Genomic DNA, 17,530 nt, shown 5'->3' with positions numbered 1-17,530 from the left:
GCCCGCCGCCCCCGGAACCGGAAGATCGAAGCCGATTCGTCATCCCGACAGGCCGCACTGATCGTCGCTACCGCCCCGCCTCCCGCTACCCTCAAGCACCGTGGGCATACCGGCGTGGGTCTGGTTCACCGTCGCCGCGGTGGCGGGCATTGCGGGCTTCGCACTGATCGCGACCGATCGTGCGCAGCGGACCGCGCGCAACCGCGAGCGGCGCCGCTGGGCTGCCCTCCGGGGCTGGCAGTTCGAGGAGACCGACCAGGTCCTGACCTCCCGCTGGGAGAGCGGCGCCATCGCCTACTACGGCACCGGCACCGCCAAGGACGTCGTCGCGGGCTCCACGTTCACCGCCGACGGCCGCCGCCAGGTCTACGTCCTGGACCACGAGACCAACAACAAGGTCAACTCGGTGCTGGTGGGCGTGCGCTGCCGCCGGTCGCTGCCGGTGGTCGTGGAGCTGTGGCTGCACAGCGTCCCCTTCCAGCGCGACCAGATGCCCGACCTGCTCGGCCCGGTCGGCTCCCGCTACGCGTTCGTCAGCGAGGTGCCCGCCGCCCGCAAGCTCATCACCCCGGACCTCGTGGACGCCGCCGAGGAGATCGGCGCCGACGTCACGGTGGTCTGGCTGGAGGGCGACTGGGTGATGGCCGCCGCGCCGCCGAACTCCACCCCGTCCCGGATCGAGCGGCTGCTGCGCGACCTCGGCGAGCTGGCCGACGTCGTCGACCCGTTCGACGCCGAGCCGGACGACGAGTCCGGCTCCGGGAGCGGCGAAGTGATCCGCCCGTCGTTCGGGCGCAAGCAGTGAGCGCCCCGACCGCCCTCGTCACGGGGGCCAGCGCGGGCATCGGCGCGGCCTTCGCCCGCCGGTTGGCCGCCGAGGGGCACGACCTGGTGCTGGTGGCCAGGACCGCCGAGCGCCTGGAGGCGCTGGCCCAGGAGCTGCGGGCCAGGCACGGCGTCGAGGTCACCGCCTTCCCCGCCGACCTGTCCACCGCCGAGGGCCGCCTGGCCGTCGAGGAGCTGCTGGCGGGCAGCGAGGTCGACCTGCTGGTCAACAACGCGGGCTTCACCAACTCCGCCGAGTTCTTCCAGGCCGAGGCGGACCAGCTGGAGGCCCAGCTCGACGTCAACGTCACCAGCGTCCTGCGGCTGACCCGCGCGGCGCTGCCCGGCATGGTCGCCCGCCGCTCCGGCGCGGTCGTCAACGTCTCCAGCGTCGCGGGCTTCCTGCCCGGCAGGGGCAGCAGCTACAGCGCCGACAAGGCGTGGGTGACCACGTTCTCCGAGGGCATGGCCCAGTCGACCGAGGGCACCGGCGTGCGCGTCATGGCGCTGTGCCCCGGCTTCACCCGCACCGAGTTCCACGAGCGCGCGGGCATCGACATGACCAAGACCCCCGACCTGCTCTACCTGGACGCGGACCGGGTGGTGCACGAGGCGCTGGCGGACCTGCGCGCGGGCAAGCAGGTCTCCATCCCCAGCCCGCAGTACAAGGCGATCATCACCGGCGCCCGCCTGCTGCCCAGGGCCGTCCTGCGCAAGATCGCCTCCAGGGTCCTCGGCGGTCGAGGCCGCACCTGACGCGTCCCCCGGACGCCACGCCCGGCCACGCCCGGCCACCCGCGAACGCGCCGGAACGCGCCTGAACATGTCCGAACACGCCCGAGACCGCACCCGTGCGGCCCGGAAAACGGGCAGTTCGGGCACCTTCCCCCAGGGGGGAACCCGTCCGCCCTCCTCCCCGTCCCAGTGCCACGCACGACCGGGAGAGGGACGGGCAACATGGGTGAGCGGTTCCACGTCGAACCTGATGAGCTGAGCGGGTACAGCGAGCTGCTGACCCGCAACGCCGGGCACTTCCTGACGATCAGGGAGCACGCCGTGTCCAAGGGCGGTGACACCTCGGGGTTCACCGGCCTGCTCGCCCTGCTGCGCCCCGCCGTCACCGGCGTCGCCGAGCTGTACGGCGAGACCCTGGAGTTCGCGAACTCCATGATGACCAAGGAGGCCGCCGCGCTGGACGAGGCCGCCGAGAGCTACCGGGCCGTCGACGCCCACGCGCAGGCCCTCCTGCGCCAGGTGCAGCAGGCGCTCGAAGCCGCCGCCGAGGCGCCCGCCGTCGGGGGTGGCGAGTGACCGCGTACGCAGACGTCGAGAACCCGGCCACCGCGCTGGCCGCCGCGCCCGAGGACCGGCCGGGCCGCCAGAGCACCAAGGAGCTCATCGAGAAGGCGGGCTGGAAGATCCAGGGCGTCAACTGGATCTACGAGCAGGTCACCGGCGAGAACCTGATCGAGTCGCTGATCAACCCGCTGCTCGGCGACTTCGAGAAGATCGACGCGAACGCCGCCGCGTGGGACCGGGTCGCCAAGTCGCTCGACGCGGTGCGGCACAACGTGGACGCGGGCGCCGGGCAGCTCGGCCCGCACTGGGACGGCGACGCCGCCCAGTCGTTCGAGGCCAGGATGCGCACCCTGTGGGTGGTCGCGATCGAGGCCGACTCGCAGGTCGCGCGGATCGTCGGCAACCAGTTCCAGTCCACCGCCTCGGCCTGCCGCACCGCCACCGGGCTCGCGCTGACCCTGCTGGACATGCTGGTCGGCAAGCTGATCGAGGCCGCCATGACGGCGTGGATCCCGGTCGTCGGCTGGGGCCGCGCGGTGTGGATGGTCTACGACGCGGTGCAGATCGTCGACGCCATCCGGAAGATCATCATCTCGATCCAGACGCTCATCGAGGGCGTCCAGGGCATGGTCAACGGCCTCAAGGGCATGGGCACCGCGCTCATGAAGCTCAAGGACGTGCGGGACGTCGGCGACGCCCTCGACGTGCTCGACGCCTACCAGGACGGGCAGCAGAAGTTCGGCGACGGCCTGTCCGCGGCCAAGTCCGGGGCCATCGGCGTGGCGATGAACAGCTACAAGCTCGGGTCGTCGGTCAACAAGGCCAACACCCGCTACACCGCGCCGCCCCCCGGCGCCAGCCCGCCACCGCCGCCGCCCGCCCAGTCCGGCGCCCCCTCGTCCGGCGGCGGAGGTGGGGAATGACCTTCCCCTACGACAGGGCCAAGCTCGACGCGCTCGTCGCCGACGTGGAGGCGCGCAACGCCGCGCTGATCAAGACCGCCACCGAGGCGTCACGGGTGCGCACCACCTCGCGCGGCCTGTCCGACGCCGACCTCGCCCAGATCTCCCGCGCCGCGAACAACCCGCGCGCCCCGCAGGCGCTGCGCGACCTGGCCAAGCGGGTCGACGCGGGCGAGCTGTCCTGGAAGGACATCGCCGAGGGCAAGGCGCTCGACGACGAGGGCGTGCGGCGGGCCATGGCCACCGGCATCCCGGACCTCAAGCGCGCCCACAACGCCATCCGCGAGGGCCAGGACGTGCAGGACCTGGCGCGCGGCGGCGACGGCGACGAGCCCGGCTCGTTCACCGAGGACGCCTGGTAGGCGCCCGAGGGGGGCGGGCGCGGGCCCGCCCCTCAGAACGGCGAGTCGATCGGCCCGCCGCTCGTGTGGTTGACCCCGTCGCCGCGCACCACGTCGTAGAACACCCCGGTCGCGATCGCCAGCGACCGCACCGGTTCGGCGAGCCCGACCCGCAGCCGCAGCACGTCCCGGCGCACACGGGCGCCGTCCCGCTTCGCGAGCTGCCGGTAGGACATCCCGGCCACGTCCCCCAGCGCGCACAACCGCACCCCGGAGGCGTCGTGCAGCCCGACCCCGCCCCCGCCCTCCTTGCGCAGCGAGCCGAGCGCGCGACCACCCGGCAGCAGCACCTCGGTGGGCGGCGCGCCCCAGCCCTTGCGGACCTCCAGCAGCGGCCCGCCGGGCGTCGACAGGGCCACCCGGAACGCGGTCCGGCCCGAGAACGCGGTGCGCCGCAGCGCCACCAGCGGCCCCAGGCCGCCCAGGTCCTCCGTGTGCGCCAGCGGCGCGTCCGACTCGGCGTAGACCCGCACCGAGTAGCGGACCTTCAGCAGGTGGTCGGTGAACGACCAGGGGTGCTCGACCAGCAGCACATCGGGCAAGGTCACGGTGTGCCACCTTACGGGCGCGTCGCCCGGTCGCGTGTGACAGTCTTGGCAGCCGTGCGAACTGAAGTGGTTCTGGATGCCGTCGCCAAGGCCGAGCTCGCCCGCCTGGTGAGCGAGTTGGCCGTGGTGCACGGCAAGGTCACGCTGTCCTCCGGCGCCGAGGCCGACTACTACATCGACCTCCGCAGGGCCACGCTGCACCACGCCGCGGCCCCGCTCATCGGCAAGCTCCTGCGGCAGCTCACCGCGGACTGGGACTACGCCGCCTCCGGCGGCCTGACCCTGGGCGCCGACCCGGTCGCCTGCGCGATCATGCACTCGGCCGCCGCCGACGGCGAGGTGCTCGACGCGTTCGTGGTGCGCAAGGCCGCCAAGCAGCACGGGATGCAGCGCCGCATCGAGGGCGTCGACGTCGAGGGCAAGCGCGTCCTGGCCGTCGAGGACACCTCCACCACCGGCGGCAGCGTCATGACCGCCGTGGAGGCGCTGCGCGAGGCGGGCGCGATCGTCGTCGGCGTCGTGACGGTCGTGGACCGGGGCACCGGCGCGCGCGAGGTCATCGAGGCGGAGGGCCTGTCCTACCGCTACCTCCTCGACCTCGCCGACCTGGGGCTGGCGTGAGATGACCGAGGTGCTCCTGCTCGCCGCCGTGGTGGTGGTCCTCGCCGTGGCGGTCGCCGTCGGCTTCGCGCGGCACCGCCGCGCCCCGGCCACCGGACCCGGCCAGGTCGCCGCGCCGCAGGTGTTCGTCAGCGAGTGGGAGCAGCGGATGCGCGCCCTGGAGTCGACGACCGGCCTGCGCTACACGGCCGAGGACCAGGGCTTCGGGGAGCGCGTCCCGCAGATCGGCCGGATGCTGGAGTCCGACCCCGGCCGGATCAAGGCGCAGCTCGTCGGGCACTGGCGCGGCGTGCCCGTGCTCGCCGTCGAGCTCGTGCTGCGCGCGCAGACCGGGGCGACCAGCGACTACCGCACCTACACGGCGGTGGTCGTGCCCCGGCCCATGCCGGGGCCGTGGGTGCTGATCAGCCCGCGCGAGGACGGCGTGTGGGGGCTGTTCGAGCAGTTCACCGCGACCGGCGACGAGGCGTTCGACGCCCGCTACGAGGTGCGCAGGAAGAACCCGGCGTTCGCCACCGCGCTGCTCGCCTGCGGGTTGCCGCAGTGGCTGCTGCACGAGCCGCGCGCGCTCGGGGTGGCCGTGCTGTTCGGCGAGCACAAGCTCGTCGCGGCCATCCAGGCGCCGTTGTTGCAGGCCCCGATCGGTCACCTCGCCGATCTGCTGCTCGACGTGGCGGGCCGGGTGCCCTGGCAGTCGCTCCCGCGCGGGTGATCCCGCACGGGTGATTCCTCCTGGCCGCCTCCGGGTAGTCACTCCTAGGCTGCGAGGTACAGGAGGTTCCGGGGGATGGTCGCTCTCGCGCTCGCCGAACTCGTCGTGGTGCTGCACTACGCCGCACTGGTGTTCCTGGTCGTCGGGGGGTTCCTCGCCCGCAGGTGGCGCTGGTTGGTCTACCCGCACGTCGCGATGGCGGCGTGGGGGCTGTCGGTGGTGGTGTTCGCGCTCGACTGCCCGCTGACGATGCTGGAGAACGAGCTGCGCGTGCTCGGCGGGGAACCGCCGCTCACCAGGGGCTTCATCGACACCTACATCGACGGCGTGCTCTACCCGGAGTCGCTGGCCACGCCGGTGCAGGTGCTGGTGGCGGTGCTGGTGCTCGGCTCCTGGCTCTCGCTGGCCGCCCGGCACGGGCAGCGCTCGGCGTCGCCGCGCGAGGAGGCCGCGCCGCGCTGACGGTCCGGCACTGACGGTCCGGCGCTGACGGTCCAACGCTGGCGGTCCGGCGCTGACGTCCCGGCGCCCCGCGTCGCCTACGCTGGCCCGGCCGTTCGAGTGACTGGAGCCGCGTGGCCGGGGAAGTGCTGCTGGAGGGGTTCCACGCGGTCAAGCACGCGCTGCGCTTCGGCGGCGCGGGCGCGGTCCGCGAGGTGCTGCTGACCGACCGGGACGCCGTCCTCGCGCTGGCCCGCTCGCACGCCCCCGACCTGGTCGACGCGTTCGCCGCCGTCGAACCGGTCACCGCCGCCGAGCTGGTCCGCCGCACCGGCCGCGCCCACCCCACCGGCGTCGCGGGCTTCGCCGCCCGGCCCGCCGCCGCCGTGCCGGGCCCCGACCGGGCCGCCCCGCTGGTGCTGCTGGACAACCCGCGCAACCTCGGCAACCTCGGCGCGGTCGTGCGCGTCGCCGCCGGTCTGGGCGCGAGCGGCGTGGTGTCGACCGGCGACGTCGACCCGTGGCACCCGAACGTGCTGCGCGGCAGCGCCGGGCTGCACTACGCCCTGCCGGTCGCGCGGGTGGACGACCCGGCCGCGCTGGAGGGCGAGCTGTTCGCGTTCGACGCGGACGGCGAGCCGGTGGACCGGGTGCGGTTCCCGGACGGGGCCGTCCTGGCGTTCGGCTCGGAGCGGCACGGGCTGTCCGAGCGCACCCGCGCCCGCGCCGACCGCGTGGTGTCGCTGCCGATGCGCCCCCTGGTGTCCAGCTACAACCTGACCACGAGCGTCGCGATGGCGCTCTACCACTGGGACCTGCTCCGCCGGGCGGAAGATCGCTGAAGTGGTCACACTGGCCGGGTGACGACGCCGAAGCTGCACGCCGCCCGCGCCGGGGTGGCCGAGCGCGCCATCCGGTCAAGGCACCTGCGCAGCGTCTGGGGGCTGCCCGGCACCGCGCTCGGGCTCCGCGCCTGGCCGCCGGACCTGGGGGTCCGCGCGCACCGGAGCTTCGGCTACTGGTGGCAGGCGCACCTGGTCGACTGCGTCGTCGACGCCCAGCTCCGCGCCCCGCGCCTGTCCAGGGCCACCCTCGTCGAGCAGCTGGTGCGCGGCCTGCGGGTGCGCAACCTGACCGGCTGGACCAACGACTACTACGACGACGTCGCCTGGCTCGGGCTCGCCCTGCAGCGCGCGGCGGGCGTCGGCGTCCCCCGGCCGCGCGCCGTCGAGGCCGTCGCCACCCGGCTGCGCGAGGGCCTGACCGACCACGGCGGCGGCGGGTTGTGGTGGCGCAGGGGCGACGACTTCAAGAACGTGCCCGCCAACGGCCCCGCCGCGATCTTCTTCGCCCGCCGGGCCCGCGCGAGCGGCGACCGCGCCGACCTCGGCCGCGCCCGCTCGATCGTGGACTGGGTGGAGGACAACCTCGCCGACCCCGAGACCGGCCTGGTGTGGGACGGGCTGCACCTGCGCCCGGACGGCTCCGTCCGCGAGGTCGAGCGCGTGCTCTACACCTACTGCCAGGGCGTGCACCTGGGCGCCTGCCTGGAGATCGCGCGCTCCGGAGGCGGGCCGCGCTGGGCGGACCGGGCGGCGCGGGTGATCGCGGGCGTGGACCGGGAGCTGGCGGCGGACCGGGTGCTGCGCGGGCACGGCGGCGGCGACGGCGGGCTGTTCAGCGGCATCCTCGCCCGCTACCTCGCGCAGGCCGCGCTGCACCTGGACCGGCCGGAGGCGGTGCTCGCGGCGGAGCTGGTGGTGGCCTCGGCGGAGGCGGCGTGGGCCAACCGGTCCGCCGCGGTGTCCGGGCCGCTGTTCGGGCCCGACTGGGCGCGGCCCACCGGCGCGCCCGAGGCAGGCGCGGCGGAGCGGGACCTGTCGGTGCAGCTCGGCGGCTGGATGGTGCTGGAGGCGGCGGCGCTGCTGGAGGAGCGCGGCAGGGTGCCGCAGCGGCGGCTCACGGCGCGGGGGTGATCGGAGAGCCCGCGGCGCCCGCGCAGGTTCAGTGGCACCCGCACGAGCTGCGGTGCCGCAGCTCGGGGGCCAGCCGGATCGTCTCCGGCGTCCGCTCCGGCTCGGTGATCCGGGACAGCAGCAGCCGCACCGCCGTGCGCCCGATCTCCTCCACCGGCTGCGCCAGCGCGGTCAGCGGCGGGTCGACCAGCTCGGCCCACTCCACCTCGTCGTACGCCACCAGCGCCAGGTCCGAGCCGATCCGCACGTTCCGCGCCCGCGCCTCCCGCAGCACGTCCACCAGCGCCTGGTGCCCGCCGACCACCACCGCCGTCACCGATCCCAGCATCGGCCCCAGCGAGGTGCGCACCACGTCCTCGTCCCACGCCAGCCCGGCCCTGCCCAGCCCCAGCCGGTAGCCGAGCACCCGCTCGTCCGTCGTGGCCAGCCCCGGCGCGCCGGTGACCAGCCCGATCCGCCGGTGCCCCAGCTCGGCCACGTGCGTGACCAGCGACGACGTCGCCTGCACGTTCTCCGGCCCCACCTGGTCCAGGTCCTTGGCCACCACCAGCCGGTCCACCAGCACCGTCGGCACGCCCAGCCGCCGCAGCTCCGGCAGCGCCGCGCTGCCCGACGTGGGCGTCAGCAGCACCCCGTCGACCCGCCGCGAGCGCAGCACCCGCACCGCCGCCTGCTCCGACTCCGCGCTCTCCCGCGTGTCGATCAGCACCAGCGCGTAGCCCGCCGCCGTCGCCTCGGCCTCGATCGCCGCGATCAGCTCCGCGAAGTACGGGTGCGACTCCAGCGACACCGCGAGCCCCAGCGACCTCGTGCCCCCGGTGACCAGCGACCGCGCGATCGCGTCCCCGGTGTACCCGGTCTCCTCGATGGCCTTGAGCACCCGGTCGCGCGTGCTCTCCGCCACCGACCGGGTCTCGTTCACCACGTGTGAGACGGTGGTGATCGACACCCCGGCGAGACTGGCGACCTCCCGCATGGTGACCACGAGCCAGCCCCCGTTCGCGCTGTCGCAAGCGATTGCGTGCGGACACTACCGACTAGGGAGCGACCACACGTGGCAGTTGTCCTGTGTGTCGGGCTGACGACCGTCGATGTCACCCAACAGGTGGATGAGTTCCCGGAACCGGGCGAAAAGATGCAGTCCCTCGCCGCCTTCACCTCACCCGGCGGTCCCGCCGCCAACGCGGCCACCGCCGTCGCCGCCCTCGGCCACCGCGCCGTCCTGGTCACCGCCGCCGGGGCCGACCCGCTCGGCGCGCTCGCCCTGCGCGGCCTCGCCGACCGCCGCGTCGAGGTGGTCGACACCGCCCCCGAGGACTTCCGGATCGCGCTCAGCATGGTCGTCGTGCGGGCGGGCGACGGCGAGCGCACCGTCGTGTCCCGCAACGCGGGCGGCCACCTGCCCGCCGTGCCCGCCGACCTGCCCGACCTGGTCGCCGAGGCGGACGTGCTGCTGCTCGACGGCCACCTCGGCCCGCTGGCGCTCGCCGCCGCCCGCTCGGCGCGCGGGCGCGGCGTGCCGGTGGTGCTGGACGCCGGGAGCTGGAAGCCTGTCCTGGACGACCTGCTGCCGCTGGTGGACGTCGCCGCCTGCTCGGCAGCCTTCCCGCTGACCGAGCGCGCGGTGCACGACCGGGGCGTGCCGCTGGTGATCCGGACGCGCGGCGCCCTCCCCGTGACCTGGTCGAACCGCACCACCGCCGGAGCGGCGGGGGCGGGCACGACCCCGGCGGGGAGCGCGGGGCCCGACGGCGGCCCGGCGGTTTCGGCGGGCGAGGTCCCGGTGACCCCGGTGCCGGTGCGGGACACCAACGGCGCGGGCGACGTGTGGCACGGCGCGCTGGCGGTCGCCCTCGCGCGGCGCGAACCGGTGGCGCGGGCCGTCGCGTGGGCCAACGAGGTCGCGGCGGTCCGGGTGCGCAACCCGGCCGAGCGCTGGGTCGAGGAGTTGTGGCGGTGGCGGGACAGCGGGTGAGGTTCGAGGAGCTGGTCGAGCGGGCGAGGGCGCTCGCCACAGCCGGGGAGCGGCGGGTGCTCGGGATCGGCGGCGCGCCGGGATCGGGCAAGTCGACCCTGGCCAGGAGGCTGGTGGACGAGCTCGGGCCGGACGCGGCCCTGGTCGAGATGGACGGCTTCCACCTCGCGCAGCGGGAGCTGGAGCGGCTCGGCGCCGCCGAGCGCAAGGGCGCGCCGGACACGTTCGACGTGTCCGGCTACGCCGACCTGCTGGGCAGGCTCAAGGCGCACGGCCCCGACGTGGTGTACGCGCCGGAGTTCCGCCGCGAGATCGAGGAGCCGGTGGCCTGCGCGGTGCCGGTCGACCCGGCCGTGCCGCTCGTGGTCACCGAGGGGAACTACCTGCTGCTCCAGTACGAGAAGTGGAAGCGGGTGCGGCTCGTGCTGGACGAGGCGTGGTTCCTGCGGATCGACGAGGACCTGCGGGTGCGGCGGCTGGTCGAGCGGCACGTCCGCTACGGCAGGCCCGAGGCCGAGGCGCGCGAGCGGGTGCTGCGCGGCAGCGACCACGTCAACGCGCTCATGGTGAACTCGTCCAGCGCGGGGGCCGACCTGGTGATCGCGGAAGTGCGCTGAGCGGGGGCCGGTGGGTCAGCGCGGCGCGGCCACGTCCTCGACCGTCTCGTCCACCGGCTTGCGCACCTCCTGGCGGTAGCGCCACACGCCGACGCCGGTGCCGATCACGAAGAACGCGACGCTCACCACGACCGCCGCCGTCTCCAGCCACGGCACCGCCGTGAGCAGCCCGGCCGCGTAGTAGCCCGCGAGCACCAGGGTCGGCACCCAGGCCAGCGCGCCCACCGTCGTGGCCAGCGCGAACCGCCTCGGGTTCATCCCGGCCGCGCCCGCGATCATCGGCGCGAACGTGCGGATCCACGGGATCCACCTGGCCAGCACGATCGCCCAGAAGCCCCGGCGGTCCAGGAACTCGCGCGCGCGTTCCAGGTTCTCCTTGTTCAGGATCTTCCCGCCGCGCCTGGCGAGCAGCCGGGTGCCGCCCGTGCGGCCGATGTAGTAGCCGATCTGGTTGCCCACCACGGCCACCACCATCGCGGCGGCCGACAGCAGCCAGGCGCTCAGCTCGCTGTCGTGCTGGGCCAGCACGACGCCCGCCGCGAACAGCAGCGAGTCGCCGGGCAGGAACAGCCCGAAGATGAACGCGCACTCGAAGAACACGAAGCTGAGGGTGATCACCCACACCGCGAGGGGACCTGCCTGCTCCAAGGAGAAGAGCCCGGCGGCATGGGTCGAAGCGGACAGCACCACGGAACGCAGGGTACGTGGGCCGGACGGGTCCGCACGGCGATCTCGGCACATCGTGTTGCCGAAAGTTCGGTGACGCGCGGTGGTCGCGCGAGCGCCCGGCTGTCCCTAACGTGGTGGCATGGAGCCTCTGCTGGCCGCGCTCCGCACCGCCGTCGGACCACGGGCGGTGCTGACCGACACCGACGTCACCTCGGCCTACGAGCGGGACATGATGCCGCTCGCCCCGCACGGGTCACCGCTGGCGGTGGTGCTGCCGTCCACGGCGGCGCAGGTGCAGGACGTGGTCAGGGCGTGCGCGGCGGCCGGGGTGCCGATCGTGCCGCGCGGCGCGGGCAGCGGGCTGTCCGGGGCGGCCAACGCGCTGCCCGGCTGCGTCGTGCTGGTCACCACGAGGATGAACGCGATCGTGGAGGTCGACCCGGCGAACCGGCTGGCCGTGGTCGAGCCGGGCGTGGTCAACCTCGACCTGCGCAAGGCGGTGGAGGCGCACGGGCTGTTCTACCCGCCCGACCCGTCCAGCTACGACTGGTGCACGATCGGCGGCAACCTGGCCACGAACGCGGGCGGGCTGTGCTGCGTCAAGTACGGCGTCACCACCGACTCGGTGCTCGGGCTGGAGGTCGTGCTAGCCAGCGGCGAGCTGCTCAGGACCGGCCGCCGCACGGTCAAGGGCGTCGCGGGCTACGACCTGACCAAGCTCTTCGTCGGCAGCGAGGGCACCCTCGGCGTCATCACGCGGGCGACGCTGGCGCTGCGCCCCCTGCCGCAGGCCCCGGCCACGCTGGTCGCCACGTTCGACAGCACCTCGGCGGCGGGGGCGGCGGTCACCGGGGTGGTGCGCGCGGGCGTCGTGCCCTCGCTGATGGAGATCATGGACCGCTCGTCCGTCCAGGCCGTCGAGCGGTACCTGCGCACCGACCTGGGCGCGGGCGCGGCGGTGCTGCTGTGCCAGTCGGACTCGGGCGGCGAGGCGGCCCTGCGCGAGCTGGGCGAGGTCGCGCGGGTGTGCGAGGCCGCGGGCGCCGAGCTGGTGCACACCACCGACGACCCGGCCGAGGGCGCCGACCTGCTGGCCGCGCGGCGGGCGGTGCTGACCGCGCTGGAGGTCTACGGGACCTGGCTGACGGACGACGTGTGCGTGCCGAGGACCCGGATCGCCGACCTCATCACCGGGTGCGAGGCGATCGCCGAGGACGTGCGGCTGCGGATCGCGGTGGTCGGGCACGCCGGGGACGGCAACATGCACCCGACGATCGTCTACGACCCGGCGTCCGCCGACGAGGCGGAGCGGGCGCTGGCGGCGTTCGAGCGGATCCTCGCGCTGGGGCTCGACCTCGGCGGCACGGTCACCGGGGAGCACGGCGTCGGGAAGGTCAAGCAGGCCTGGCTGGAGCGCGAGGCCGGACCGGTGGCCCTGCGGGTCCACCGCGACCTGAAGCGCGCGCTGGACCCGCAGGGGCTGTTCAACCCCGGTTCGATGTTCAGCCCCCGACCGGGGGGCTGAGGGCGGTCAGCCCTCGATCCGGCGGATGTGCTGCGTGGCCTCCGGGTCGGAGACCTGCTGGAACTGCTGGGTGATGTCGTCGGCCTCGGCCTGCACGAGGGTCTTGTTCTCGCGGCGGGCCTTGACGAACTCGATGATGATCGGCACGACGGAGATCAGCACGATCAGGATCAGCATCATCTCGATGTTGTTCCGGACGAACTCGATCTGGCCGAGGAAGTAGCCGAGGACCGTCAGGCCCGCGGCCCAGGCCGCGCCGCCGATCAGGGAGTAGGTGAAGAACTTCTTGGCGTCCATGCGGCCGACGCCCGCCATGGCGGTGATGAAGGTGCGCACGATCGGCACGAACCGCGCCATCACGATCGCGCGGGCGCCGTACTTGTCGAAGAACTGAGTCGTCTTGTCGACGTACTCCTTCTTGAAGATCTTGGAGTCCGGCTTGGCGAACAGCGCGGGACCGGCGCGGTGGCCGATCCAGTAGCCGACGACGTTGCCGATGAACGCGCACGCGGTGAGGAGCACGCAGACCAACCAGAGCGGGTAGTCCAGCAGTCCGTTCGCGACGAAGAGGCCCGAGGTGAACAACAGGGAGTCACCGGGCAGGAAGAAGCCGACCAGCAGGCCGCACTCCGCGAAGATGATGAAGCACAACCCGACCAGCATGTACGGACCCAGTCCGTTCAGCAGGTACTCGGGGTTGAGCCAGTCCGGGCCGAGGGCGACCGAAGTGGTGGGCGCGACCGTCACCTCGACCACGGTACAGGCTCAACTGAGGGTGATGACGGCGGCGACGGTGCCCGCCGCGAGGCCGAGCAGCACCGACAGCAGCAGCACCCAGCCAGCGGGTAGAGCTGGGTTTTTGCGGTCTTCGGGCGCTTCGTCCGAGTAGTCGGCGATGTCCGTATCGCCGGGGTCGAGGAAGTCGGGGTGGTCCGGGTAGGCCGGGTTCCCGTGCTCGTCCGTGCGGGAGCGGAACGGGGGGACGCCGAGCGCCTGGAGCGCGGGCGGGAGGGGGGCGAAGCCGCCGCTGCCGGAGGTCTGGGTGAGGGCCTCGGGGGCGGGGGGCGCCGGTTCGGGGGTCGCTGGAGAGGTGGGGGGTTCGTCACTCGCAGTGACCTCGGGGGCGAGGGCTTCGCCCGACCCGGCGGCGGTGGGCTCCTCGACGGTGGGCTCGGGCTCGGGCTCGGGCTCCGGTTCCGGTTCCGGCTTCGGCTCGGGCTCCGGCTTCGGCTCGGGCTCCGGTTCCGGCTTCGGCTCGGGCTCCGGTTCCGGCTTCGCTGAGGGCGTGGTCCCCGGCTTCGTCTCCACCGGAGGCGCGGGGGTGGTCTCGGGCTCCTCGCTCGGGGGCTCTGCCCCGGCGGCGTCCCCGGTCGCCTCCTCGGAGGGCGGGTCGGCCTCGGCGGTCTCCGCTGCCGGTTCGGCCACGCTCTTCGGCCCGCCCCCGGCGCCCGGCTCGGCCTCGCTCTCCGGTTCGGCCGCTGTCTCCGGTTCGGCCTGCACGGGGGCGGTCGCCGTCGCCTCGGCGTCGGCCGCCCCCGGCTTCTCGGCTGTCGGCTTGGCGGGCGCGGTGGTGCGGTCCGCGGCCTCGGCGGCGGGCAGACCACCGCCGGTGGCCTCGGCGCGCGACGCCTCGGCCACCGGCTCCTCCTGCTCATCGGGCACGGGGTCAGTCTTTCACCCAGGCGCCCCGGCTCATCACCTCGCGGGGCCGCAGGTCGGCGTCCAGCACCACCAGGTCGGCGGCCAGGCCCTCGGCGATCCGGCCGGTCTCCCCGGCCAGCCCCAGCAGCTCGGCCGGCCTCGCCGACGTGGCGCGCACCGCCTCCACCACGTCCAGCCCGCAGCCGGTCACCGCGTTGCGGAACGCCGCGTCCATGGTCAGCGTGCTGCCCGCGAGCGAACCGCCGCCCGCCAGCGTCGGCACGCCGTCCACCACGCGCACCTCCAGCCCGCCGATGTCGTACACGCCGTCGCCGACGCCCGCCGCCGCGATCGCGTCCGTGACCAGCACCGTCCGCCCCGTCCCGGCGTGCCGCGCGGCCAGCCGCACGGTCGTCGGGTGCAGGTGCACCAGGTCGCAGATCAGCTCGACGGTCACCCGCTCGTCGTCCAGCAGCGCGCCGATCGGGCCCGGCTCGCGGTGGTGCAGCGGGCGCATCCCGTTGAACAGGTGCGTCGCGACCGTCGCGCCCGCGTCCACGGCGGGCCGCACCTGCGCCTCGGTGGCGTCGGTGTGCCCGATCGCGGCGATCGCGCCGCTGTCCACCAGGTGCCGCACCGCGTCCACGGCGTGCTCCAGCTCCGGCGCCACCGTCACCATCCGCACCGCGCCCCTGCCCGCGCGCAGCAGCGCGTCCAGCGAGCCCCGGTCCGGGGGGCACAGGATCGCCGGGTCGTGCGCGCCGCAGCGCGCCGCCGACAGGAACGGCCCCTCCAGGTGCACGCCCGCGACCACGCCGTCGTCCACCAGCTCGGCCAGCGCGGCGACCTGCCCGGCCAGCTCCGGCACCGGCCGGGACACCAGGCTGGCGAGCATCGTCGTCGTGCCGCGCCTGCGGTGCGCGTCGGCGGCCTTGCGCACCTTGTCCGGGTCCCCGCTGGTGAACGCCTCACCGCCGCCCCCGTGGCAGTGAATGTCGATGAAGCCGGGCACCAGCAGCGCCCCGCCGAGGTCGGTCACCGGGCCCTCGGGAGCGGTCCCGGAGCCCACCGCCGCGATCCGGCCGTCCCGGACCGCCACCCACCCGTCGTCGAGCACCCCGTCCGGCGTGACGACCCGACCTCCCGCCAGGGTCACGTCCACCGGTCCACCCCACGTGCTCATGTCTCCTCCAGCATGTCGATGGCCAGCAGCGCGGCCCCGAGGCGTCCCGCCCCGTCGCCCAGCTCCGCCAGCCGCAGTTCCGGGAGCCGCTGGAACGAGGCGAGCTCGTCCAGCCGCCCCCGCAGGGGGTCGGTGAGCAGCGGACCGGCCAGCGCCAGCCCGCCGCCCAGCACCACCAGCTCAGGGCCGAGCAGCGCGGCCACCAGCAGGATGCCCCTGGCCAGGGCGTCCACCGCCTCGCGCCACACCGCCGCCGCGGCGGGATCGCCCGCCCGGAGGAGCGCGGCCACGTCGGCGGCCCCCGCGACCGCGCGCCCGGTCAGGGAGGAGTACCGCCTGGCGATGGCCGCCGACGACGCCCGCGCCTCGACGCACCCGGTCTGCCCGCACCCGCACGGGTCGCCGTGCCCGACGTCCACGTGCCCGACCTCGCCGGGCAGGGCCCGCACCCGGCCGTCCACGACCAGCGCAGCGGCGATTCCGGTGCCGATGGGCAGCACGACGGCGTTGCGCGAGCCCCTGGCCGCGCCGAGGCGCAGCTCGGCGAGACCGCCCGCGCGCACGTCGTGGCCGAAGGCGACCGGGAGGCCCGCGGCCGAGGCGACCTCGGCGGCGAAGGGGAAGTCGCGCCAGCCGAGGTTGGCGGAGTAGACGCCCGTGCCGCTCGCCTCGTCCACCAGACCGGGGACGACCAGGCCGATCGCGGCGGGGGCCTCGGCGCCGCGCAAGCGCTTGCCCAGGGTGACGACCTCGGCCACGACGGCGCGCGCGGTCGCCTCGCCGGTGTCGCGGCGCGGCGTGGGGACGCGCAGCTCGCGCACCGGTCGGGCTCCCTCGGGGGAGGCCTCGACCAGCGCGGCTTTCGTCTCGGTGCCGCCGACGTCGACGGCGATCACGTGCTGGGTTCGCGCCACGGGGACCGATACTGCGCCATGCACCCGTCATTGGTCTATACCAAGTTCCGTTTTGGGAGCACGGTCGCGCCCACTGGGACGGAACGGCCGAACGGGTGGCGGCCCCGACCGCCCCCGCGCGTCAAAGGGCCCCCGCGCTGGCGCGCGGGGGCCCGGTGTCCGTGCGGGCTGCCTAGTTGCTGGCCATGATCTTCTGCAGCGCGTCCAGCGCCCGGCTGGCGGTGGACTTCACCGTGCCCTTGGAGATGCCGGTGGCCTCCGCGATCTCGGCCTCCGACAGGTCGCCGTAGTACCGCAGCACCAGCACCTCGCGCTGCCTCGGCGGCAGCTGCGACAGGGCGGCCACGACCGCCTGGTGCTCCGCCGTCAGCATCGCCAGGCTCTCCGCCGAGCGGGCGTTCGCCACGTGCGGCGGGGTGTAGTCGCGCGCGGTCTTGCGGCGGCGCAGGACGCTGCGCGAGCCGTTCACCACGGCGGTGCGCAGGTAGCCGACCGCCGCCTGGGCGTCGCGCAGGTTCGACCAGTTGCGGTGCAGGCCGGTGAACGCCTCCTGCACCACGTCCTCCGCCGTGGCGGGCTCGTCGACCAGCAGCAGCGCCAGCCGGATGAGCCGCATCCGGTGCTGGCGGTACAGGTCCTCGAGTGTCAGCGGGCCTGTTGGCGCGGGCGCGATCCCGTCCTGGATGCGCAGGTTCGTCAGAGTGTCCTGTACGCGCGCGACACCGCCGCTGTTCTGTCCGGGACCGACCACGGCGCAGACGTTACCCCGTGCCGGGGTAGCTTCGGCGGGCGTACGGAACATGCGGAGGGCGGAATGGCGAGGTTCGCGGTCGAGCTGGTCTACGGCGACGACGAGGCCAAGCGGCTTGAGGTGCGCCCGGCGCACCGCGTCTACCTGCGGGAGCTCCAGGAGCGCGGGGTGCTGCTCGCGGCAGGCCCCTACGCGGACGAGACCGGCGCGCTGCTGGTCTACGAGGCCGCCGACGAGGACGAGCTGCGCGCGCTGCTCGACGCCGACCCGTACGCCCCCGCGGGCGTGGTCGCCGAGATCCGCGTGCACGAGTGGAAGGCGCTCCTGGGCAGCTGGGTCACCGGCGCCTGAGCCCCGGTCCCGGGGGGGGCGGCAAACCCCACGGCCCCCCCCGGCCCCCCCCCGCCCCCCCACGCCCCAGCTGGCCGCCGCGGCCCACAGCCGGGCGACCCAGGCCCAACCGCCCCCCC

General features: G+C 74.6%; 22 protein-coding genes. 14 read left to right on the top strand and 8 right to left on the bottom strand.

Going from position 1 to position 17,530, the window contains the following annotated elements; translation table 11 throughout:
- Positions 1–100: 100 nt before the first annotated feature.
- From ACTUAL_RS22765 to ACTUAL_RS22745, 5 genes are all read left to right on the top strand, one after another.
- The gene (locus ACTUAL_RS22765) at positions 101–805 is read left to right on the top strand and encodes a hypothetical protein (RefSeq protein ID WP_096497404.1); all 705 of its coding nucleotides are present in this window, start codon (positions 101–103) and stop codon (positions 803–805) included.
- Complete coding sequence (locus tag ACTUAL_RS22760) at positions 802–1,581, top strand: SDR family NAD(P)-dependent oxidoreductase (protein WP_096497403.1); 780 nt, start codon at positions 802–804, stop codon at positions 1,579–1,581. Before ACTUAL_RS22765 ends, ACTUAL_RS22760 begins: the two co-directional genes overlap by 4 nt.
- 201 nt (positions 1,582–1,782) lie before the next feature.
- Complete coding sequence (locus ACTUAL_RS22755; RefSeq protein WP_096497402.1) at positions 1,783–2,136, top strand: hypothetical protein; 354 nt, start codon at positions 1,783–1,785, stop codon at positions 2,134–2,136.
- Positions 2,133–3,047 (top strand): WXG100 family type VII secretion target, encoded by a 915-nt coding sequence (locus tag ACTUAL_RS22750; RefSeq protein ID WP_440901659.1) that lies wholly within the window; start codon positions 2,133–2,135, stop codon positions 3,045–3,047. Before ACTUAL_RS22755 ends, ACTUAL_RS22750 begins: the two co-directional genes overlap by 4 nt.
- A complete protein-coding gene (locus ACTUAL_RS22745; RefSeq protein ID WP_096497400.1) occupies positions 3,044–3,448 on the top strand; it encodes a hypothetical protein in 405 nt (134 codons plus the stop codon). Before ACTUAL_RS22750 ends, ACTUAL_RS22745 begins: the two co-directional genes overlap by 4 nt.
- 32 nt (positions 3,449–3,480) lie before the next feature.
- Here ACTUAL_RS22745 and ACTUAL_RS22740 read toward each other — a convergent pair whose 3' ends face one another.
- A complete protein-coding gene (locus tag ACTUAL_RS22740; protein ID WP_440901658.1) occupies positions 3,481–4,035 on the bottom strand; it encodes a hypothetical protein in 555 nt (184 codons plus the stop codon).
- 66 nt (positions 4,036–4,101) lie between these two features.
- Here ACTUAL_RS22740 and pyrE point away from each other — a divergent pair, with 66 nt between their 5' ends.
- From pyrE to ACTUAL_RS22715, 5 genes are all read left to right on the top strand, one after another.
- Positions 4,102–4,656, top strand: coding sequence for an orotate phosphoribosyltransferase (gene pyrE, locus ACTUAL_RS22735; protein WP_096497398.1), 555 nt, complete (start codon positions 4,102–4,104; stop codon positions 4,654–4,656).
- Between the two features lies 1 nt (position 4,657).
- Positions 4,658–5,368, top strand: a complete 711-nt coding sequence (locus ACTUAL_RS22730; RefSeq protein WP_096497397.1) for a hypothetical protein — start codon at positions 4,658–4,660, stop codon at positions 5,366–5,368.
- Between the two features lie 75 nt (positions 5,369–5,443).
- Positions 5,444–5,830, top strand: coding sequence for a DUF2784 domain-containing protein (locus ACTUAL_RS22725; protein WP_096497396.1), 387 nt, complete (start codon positions 5,444–5,446; stop codon positions 5,828–5,830).
- A 113-nt stretch (positions 5,831–5,943) separates the two neighbouring features.
- The gene (locus tag ACTUAL_RS22720) at positions 5,944–6,651 is read left to right on the top strand and encodes a TrmH family RNA methyltransferase (protein WP_096497395.1); all 708 of its coding nucleotides are present in this window, start codon (positions 5,944–5,946) and stop codon (positions 6,649–6,651) included.
- Between the two features lie 18 nt (positions 6,652–6,669).
- Positions 6,670–7,785 carry a glycoside hydrolase family 76 protein gene (locus ACTUAL_RS22715; protein ID WP_096497394.1) on the top strand — a complete coding sequence of 372 codons (1,116 nt, stop codon included), beginning with the start codon at positions 6,670–6,672 and terminating at the stop codon, positions 7,783–7,785.
- Between the two features lie 28 nt (positions 7,786–7,813).
- Here the strand turns inward: ACTUAL_RS22715 and ACTUAL_RS22710 are convergent, their stop codons facing one another.
- Positions 7,814–8,761 carry a LacI family DNA-binding transcriptional regulator gene (locus ACTUAL_RS22710; RefSeq protein WP_096498142.1) on the bottom strand — a complete coding sequence of 316 codons (948 nt, stop codon included), beginning with the start codon at positions 8,759–8,761 and terminating at the stop codon, positions 7,814–7,816.
- Positions 8,762–8,839: 78 nt separating this feature from the next.
- Between ACTUAL_RS22710 and ACTUAL_RS22705 the strand changes: the two genes are divergently transcribed.
- Together ACTUAL_RS22705 and ACTUAL_RS22700 are read left to right on the top strand one after the other, a co-directional pair.
- Complete coding sequence (locus tag ACTUAL_RS22705) at positions 8,840–9,760, top strand: PfkB family carbohydrate kinase (protein WP_440901657.1); 921 nt, start codon at positions 8,840–8,842, stop codon at positions 9,758–9,760.
- The gene (locus ACTUAL_RS22700; RefSeq protein WP_096498141.1) at positions 9,742–10,377 is read left to right on the top strand and encodes a nucleoside/nucleotide kinase family protein; all 636 of its coding nucleotides are present in this window, start codon (positions 9,742–9,744) and stop codon (positions 10,375–10,377) included. The genes ACTUAL_RS22705 and ACTUAL_RS22700 overlap by 19 nt, the downstream gene beginning before the upstream one ends.
- Positions 10,378–10,392: 15 nt before the next feature.
- Here the strand turns inward: ACTUAL_RS22700 and ACTUAL_RS22695 are convergent, their stop codons facing one another.
- A complete protein-coding gene (locus ACTUAL_RS22695; protein ID WP_096497392.1) occupies positions 10,393–11,067 on the bottom strand; it encodes a DedA family protein in 675 nt (224 codons plus the stop codon).
- 118 nt (positions 11,068–11,185) lie between these two features.
- Here ACTUAL_RS22695 and ACTUAL_RS22690 point away from each other — a divergent pair, with 118 nt between their 5' ends.
- Positions 11,186–12,571, top strand: a complete 1,386-nt coding sequence (locus ACTUAL_RS22690; protein ID WP_096497391.1) for an FAD-binding oxidoreductase — start codon at positions 11,186–11,188, stop codon at positions 12,569–12,571.
- 6 nt (positions 12,572–12,577) lie between these two features.
- Here the strand turns inward: ACTUAL_RS22690 and ACTUAL_RS22685 are convergent, their stop codons facing one another.
- The 5 genes from ACTUAL_RS22685 to ACTUAL_RS22665 all read right to left on the bottom strand — a co-directional run bounded on the left by ACTUAL_RS22685 (position 12,578) and on the right by ACTUAL_RS22665 (position 17,060).
- Positions 12,578–13,327, bottom strand: coding sequence for a DedA family protein (locus tag ACTUAL_RS22685; protein WP_096497390.1), 750 nt, complete (start codon positions 13,325–13,327; stop codon positions 12,578–12,580).
- A gap of 9 nt (positions 13,328–13,336) precedes the next feature.
- Complete coding sequence (locus ACTUAL_RS22680) at positions 13,337–14,233, bottom strand: hypothetical protein (RefSeq protein WP_440901656.1); 897 nt, start codon at positions 14,231–14,233, stop codon at positions 13,337–13,339.
- 4 nt (positions 14,234–14,237) lie between these two features.
- Positions 14,238–15,395 (bottom strand): N-acetylglucosamine-6-phosphate deacetylase, encoded by a 1,158-nt coding sequence (nagA, locus tag ACTUAL_RS22675; protein ID WP_440901655.1) that lies wholly within the window; start codon positions 15,393–15,395, stop codon positions 14,238–14,240.
- Entirely contained in the window at positions 15,392–16,291 is a 900-nt protein-coding gene (locus ACTUAL_RS22670; protein WP_096498140.1) for an ROK family protein, read from the bottom strand. Before ACTUAL_RS22670 ends, nagA begins: the two co-directional genes overlap by 4 nt.
- Before the next feature lie 190 nt (positions 16,292–16,481).
- Positions 16,482–17,060: a SigE family RNA polymerase sigma factor gene (locus tag ACTUAL_RS22665; protein ID WP_015805594.1), complete on the bottom strand. Its 579-nt coding sequence runs from the start codon at positions 17,058–17,060 to the stop codon at positions 16,482–16,484.
- Positions 17,061–17,123: 63 nt separating this feature from the next.
- On the opposite strand from ACTUAL_RS22665, the gene ACTUAL_RS22660 reads away from it, so the two are divergent.
- The gene (locus ACTUAL_RS22660) at positions 17,124–17,411 is read left to right on the top strand and encodes a YciI family protein (protein ID WP_096497387.1); all 288 of its coding nucleotides are present in this window, start codon (positions 17,124–17,126) and stop codon (positions 17,409–17,411) included.
- Positions 17,412–17,530: the final 119 nt, after the last annotated feature.

The sequence above is a fragment of the Actinosynnema sp. genome, from assembly GCF_052038725.1.
Note: the sequence above shows the minus strand (reverse complement) of the source record. Positions and strands in the feature narration are given on the sequence as shown.

What these genes read in the sequence shown, in the direction of transcription:
- ACTUAL_RS22745 (WP_096497400.1), top strand. Translation starts at nt 3,044, where the DNA reads ATGACCTTCCCCTACGACAGGGCCAAGCTCGACGCGCTCGTCGCCGAC.
- nagA (WP_440901655.1), bottom strand. Translation starts at nt 15,395, where the DNA reads ATGAGCACGTGGGGTGGACCGGTGGACGTGACCCTGGCGGGAGGTCGG.
- ACTUAL_RS22730 (WP_096497397.1), top strand. Translation starts at nt 4,658, where the DNA reads ATGACCGAGGTGCTCCTGCTCGCCGCCGTGGTGGTGGTCCTCGCCGTG.
- ACTUAL_RS22755 (WP_096497402.1), top strand. Translation starts at nt 1,783, where the DNA reads ATGGGTGAGCGGTTCCACGTCGAACCTGATGAGCTGAGCGGGTACAGC.
- ACTUAL_RS22690 (WP_096497391.1), top strand. Translation starts at nt 11,186, where the DNA reads ATGGAGCCTCTGCTGGCCGCGCTCCGCACCGCCGTCGGACCACGGGCG.
- ACTUAL_RS22710 (WP_096498142.1), bottom strand. Translation starts at nt 8,761, where the DNA reads ATGCGGGAGGTCGCCAGTCTCGCCGGGGTGTCGATCACCACCGTCTCA.
- ACTUAL_RS22725 (WP_096497396.1), top strand. Translation starts at nt 5,444, where the DNA reads ATGGTCGCTCTCGCGCTCGCCGAACTCGTCGTGGTGCTGCACTACGCC.
- ACTUAL_RS22660 (WP_096497387.1), top strand. Translation starts at nt 17,124, where the DNA reads ATGGCGAGGTTCGCGGTCGAGCTGGTCTACGGCGACGACGAGGCCAAG.